Below are 3,449 nucleotides of genomic sequence, written 5' to 3'. Positions count from 1 at the left end.
CGTCGACCGCCAGGCCGGCGGGCAGGAACACCTCGCCCGCGTCGGCCGCTCCGGAGCCGGCGGCCCGCCCGGACGCCGCGACGACCGTGCTGATGAGACCGTCGCCGTCGATCCTGCGCACCCGCGGAACGCCGGCTTCCCCGACGTACAGCCGGCCCACCGCGTCGACGGCCACGGCGCACGGGGAATTCAGCCGGGCGCGGCAGGCCGGGCCGCCGTCGCCGTCACCCTCGCCATCACCGCGCGAGCCGTCTCCCGCGACGGTGTCGATGACGCCCGAGGGGTCGATCCGGCGGATCCGGTGGTTCATCTCGTCGGCGACGAACACGGTCCCGTCCGGGGCGACCGCCAGCGCGGACGGGAAGCCGAGGCGAGCACGTACCGCTTCGCCGCCGTCGCCGGCGAAACCCCGCAGCCCGTCCCCGGCGATCGTCGTCAGGGTGCCGGTGCCGTCGATACGGCGGATCCGGTGGTTGGCGTGGTCGGCGACGAGGATCGCGCCGCCTCCCAGGGCCACGTCCGCGGGGAAGGCCAACTGTCCGTCCGGCGCGGGCCCGCCGTCCCCGGCGAACCCGGCGGTGCCGTTGCCCGCCACGGTGCCAGGCAGGCCGTCTCCGTCCCGCGCATCCGGCGGACGCCGCAACGCCGTCGCCCTGGCCGTCACGCCGCCACCACCCGGACCGGGCGCGGCCGGACCTCGGCGGCCCCCGTCACCTCACACGTCCCCGGCCTCGTCCGCCTCATCGGCATCTCCTTCCGCACCGTCGTTGGCATCCCCCCTGCATACCGGTCGGGGGGCGGATCACAGGAGCAGCCACCGCGTCGGCCACTCGCACGAGGGAGGAACCGGGTGGGGCGAACAGCGAGGCAATCCGCACGGGAGGAAGCCCGGCGGGCGTCGACGGCTGTAACGGGGCGGACAGATGTGCCCCGCTCCGCCCCTGTGCGCCGTTTCTCGCCTCAACGGAACTCGAACAAGTGACGCCGAATCGATTCGGCATTCCAAACGGGGGAACGGCGGCATATCACCGCTCTGTCCGGGCTAACGATGGACCGGGATGAAAGTCCGGTGCGTGCCACGACGGCCGCGCGGACGCCCCGCTCGAAGCCACGGGCGGCGCCCCGCGTTCCGTCTCACGGACGCAGCCGTCATGACGACCGCCATCGGTGAACCGTGCGGCGCGCGGTGCCGTGCTCCGGCCGCCCCCCTGCGGGCCCGGACGGACCGCACCAGGACGCCTCACATTCCCTCGTATTCCCTCACATTCCCTCGCACGCTTCGATCACAGCCCCAGGAGGACCCGGAGATGAGCACCGACGTGCAGACCAAGAAGGAAGCCTACAAACGGGGGGAGGAACAGGGGCGCGCCGATGCGCTCGCCGGGAAGCCCTACGCCGACCCGCCACGCGACGGCTCGCGCGGGGAAAAGGACCAGTACGCGAACGGCTACGACTGGGGTTACGAACAGGGCAAGGCCCAGAAACTCGACCTCGTGGTGTGGCAGGAGGGCGGGGTCGAGGACGCTCCCGGTGGGCTCGGCACCACCATCAACATCTGCGTCCGCACCCCGAACTGGAGCGAGACGGTCGACGCCGGCGCATGCAAGCACGTCTTCACCGCCCCCACCGGATTCCGCTGGAACGGCACGGTGGGCGCCCAGTACAAGCGCATCGATCAGACCACGGGCGGCAACCTGCCCCCCGTCCAGCCCACGGTCGGCGACGACGGGCGCACGCTGACCTTCACCTACCACGTGCACCTGAACACCGGCAGCGACGACAAGGACTGCATCGTCTACACCTGCGGCCTCGAAGCCGTCGACGGTGCCGGGGCCGGCCGCCACACCGACGGCGTCGCGCAGATCGGTACCGCACCTCCGGCCAAGCTCAAGGCCGAGGTCATCGAGGACGAGGACTGAGAGGGCGGACCCGGACACCATGACCACTGTCGTCACCTCAGGCGTCTTCTCGTCCACCACCCCCGCCATCTCACCGGTCAACGGCGTGGGCACCGACTACATCCAGTGGGGCAGCGCCGGCAGCCAGAGCGGGTACCAGTTCCGCGGCGAGGCCGCGGACGTCCAGCTCGACGGCACCGAGTTCGTCGTCGGTACCTTCATCCACCGCAACAAGCCCACGAACGTCAACCCCAGCCAGTTCGACGTCCAGCTGACCGTCAACGTCATGTTCGAGGACGGCAGCACGACCGACCTCAATTTCAGCTTCCACCACAACGAGACACCCAACAGCACGGGTACCAGTCCGGCGGACGACGACCTGGTCGACCTGCAGACCTTCATCCACCCCCAGCCCGTCACGGTCGACGGCAAGCAGTACCGGGCGGTACTGAGCGGGTTCAAGCGCAACGGCCAGATCGTCCGGCAGTTCCGCAGCCCGGAGGGCGGCATCAACTTCGCCGACGTGGTCTGCATGTTCACGCTCGACGAGCCCGACGTGATCATCTCCGGCCTGCGCTATCAGGGCACGAGCACCGGCCAGGCGGACGAATACGTCGAGATCCTCAACAAGGGAGGCGGACCCCAGGACCTGACCGGCTGGAAGGTGGAGGCCAAACCCACCGGCTACTCGTTCCCCTTCCCACCGGGAACGGTCATCCAGCCCGGCCAGCGGTACCGCGTCTACACCAACGAGAACCACCCGGAGTACGGCGGCTTCTCCTTCAGCTCCTCCAACGAGGTCTGGCGGGACCAGGGCGGCATCGCCCGCTTGGTCGCGGACGACGGCTTCGTCGTCGACCAGTCCCCCTACCTGGACAAGGGGTTCAACAAGACCGGCACTCCCTGAGCCGTGACTCGCCGGTCCATCGATGACGTCCGATGACAGGTGAGGGGGGACGACTCCTCACCTGTCGTTGCGGATGCCGGGTAACGGCTCGTGGCGTCGTCCCGTGTCGGTGGGTATGAGGGAATCAGGGCATTACCGGCGTGGGGTGCCGTGAGTTGCCCTAGTGTGTGCGCGGCGTGAAGGCCGGTTACAGGGGTGCTCCCCTACTACGGGAGTGCTCCGTTCGGGGGGTGCGGTGTGACGGGTGCCGGGCGATTCGACGTGTTCGTGTCCTACGCGCATGAGGACCAGCCGTGGGCCAAAGCGCTGGCGGAGAATCTGCACCGGCTCGGTCTTGATGTGTGGCTGGATGAGTGGGAGGTCGCCGGGGGCGACCTGGTGGCGGCACGCTTGCAGGACGGACTGGCGAAGGCCGATGCCGTGGTGCCGGTCGTCAGCCGGCACTGGATGGAGTCGGGCTGGTGCGGTGAGGAGTTCAACTCCGCCGTGACGGCCGCGGTGGAGCGGCGACAGCGGGTGATCCCGGTCCTGCTGGGCGAGGTGGTACTGCCGCCGTTCCTCGCCTCACGGCTGCGCGTCGACTTCCGCCACGTGGCATCCCCGCAGCAGTACGAGGACCTCGTCGGGCAGGTGGAGCGGGCGGT

The 3,449-nt window shown here is 69.9% G+C and carries 4 protein-coding genes; 3 read left to right on the top strand and 1 reads right to left on the bottom strand.

All coding sequences use genetic code 11. The features are described 5' to 3' along the window. On the bottom strand, positions 1–595 hold a 595-nt coding region (locus IE312_RS40035), incomplete at its 3' end, for an NHL domain-containing protein (RefSeq protein ID WP_440862356.1). Between the two features lie 712 nt (positions 596–1,307). Between IE312_RS40035 and IE312_RS14605 the strand changes: the two genes are divergently transcribed. The 3 genes from IE312_RS14605 to IE312_RS14595 form a co-directional block, all read left to right on the top strand. Next, positions 1,308–1,919 carry a hypothetical protein gene (locus IE312_RS14605; protein WP_189981860.1) on the top strand — a complete coding sequence of 204 codons (612 nt, stop codon included), beginning with the start codon at positions 1,308–1,310 and terminating at the stop codon, positions 1,917–1,919. Positions 1,920–1,938: 19 nt separating this feature from the next. Continuing rightward, the gene (locus IE312_RS14600) at positions 1,939–2,805 is read left to right on the top strand and encodes a lamin tail domain-containing protein (RefSeq protein WP_189981858.1); all 867 of its coding nucleotides are present in this window, start codon (positions 1,939–1,941) and stop codon (positions 2,803–2,805) included. Between the two features lie 267 nt (positions 2,806–3,072). Beyond that, positions 3,073–3,449 (top strand): toll/interleukin-1 receptor domain-containing protein (locus IE312_RS14595; protein ID WP_189981855.1); only part of this gene is annotated, 377 nt, incomplete at its 3' end.

Source organism: Streptomyces capoamus (assembly GCF_014654935.1).
GTDB lineage: Bacteria > Actinomycetota > Actinomycetes > Streptomycetales > Streptomycetaceae > Streptomyces > Streptomyces capoamus.
Note: the sequence above shows the minus strand (reverse complement) of the source record. Positions and strands in the feature narration are given on the sequence as shown.